This is a genomic window from Anoxybacillus sp. EFIL, from assembly GCF_013096955.1.
Lineage (GTDB): Bacteria > Bacillota > Bacilli > Bacillales > Anoxybacillaceae > Anoxybacillus > Anoxybacillus ayderensis.
Map to the genome: position 1 here is coordinate 1 of NZ_SDLH01000024.1, position 1,076 is coordinate 1,076.

Below are 1,076 nucleotides of genomic sequence, written 5' to 3' on the forward strand. Positions count from 1 at the left end.
CCCGTTATGTCCTGTCTGCTTGAAACGCACGATCAAAATGACAGGAAAAAAGAAGCAATGGATGCATGGCTATGCTCAACGAATCGGGATTTTTTGGATTGAACTCCCTGTCGAGCGCAGACGTTGTGGTACGTGTGGCATGACGTTCAGCACGTCTTATCCAGGAATCTCCCCTCGAAGTGTGGCAACAGACGCTTTTCAGCAATGGGTGGCGCAATCTTGCATTGGGACATCCATTCAGGCAGTAGCTCGGATGCTCAACCTCCCTTACACGACCGTGGAACGTTGGTTTTATACCCATGCCCCTTCCTTCCTATCGAATGATATCCAACCAAAGGCGGTTTGTGTCGATGAATTTGCCTTTCGAAAAGGGCATGACTACGGAGTGGCGATCATGGATGCCGAGACGGGAGAAGTGTATGCCATCGAAGCTGGAAAGAACGAGGAAGCCATCAGACGTGCGTTGGCGCATGTGTCTCGTTCTGTTCAGTATGTCGTAAGCGATTTAGCCCCAGCGATGAAAAAAGCCATTCAAGGGGTTTGCCCAGAGGCGACACACGTGGTCGATTATTTCCATGTCATTCAGCTGTTTACGGATGCTTTAGATCGTTGCCGCAAATATTTAGACAAAGGGGGCAAGAAACACGGAAATGTTCGTTACGTTTGCCGTTTATTGAGCACATGCCCAGAGAAATTGACGGAGGAAGAACGTCAAATCGTACGAGAATGGTGTAATGAAAGCGATTACTTAAAGTCGGTCTACCAATCGCTCCAACATTTTCGTTATGTGTCCAAAAGCAAAGACGAGCAACAGGCGAAACGACGTTTGGAGTCTTGGATTCATCGGTATTCGTTTTGTCCTTGTTCGGTTGTGCGCGCGATTGCAAAAGCGCTCGTCAAGCGAACAGAAGAAATCGTTTCTTGCATTTTATCCCCTTACTCGAATGGGAAAATGGAAGGAACGAATAACAAGATCAAGCTGATCAAACGTCGGGGATATGGATACAGAAATATCCAGCGTTTTGCATTACGGGTTCGGTTAGAAACGACTAACATACTTTAATGGCAGGTGCAAG

At 47.2% G+C, this 1,076-nt stretch carries 1 protein-coding gene; it reads left to right on the plus strand.

Annotation, left to right across the window (positions count from 1 at the left end; translation table 11 throughout):
* Positions 1-1,063 (plus strand): ISL3 family transposase (locus ES017_RS15055; RefSeq protein ID WP_171335251.1); only part of this gene is annotated, 1,063 nt, incomplete at its 5' end.
* Between the last annotated feature and the right edge of the window lie 13 nt (positions 1,064-1,076).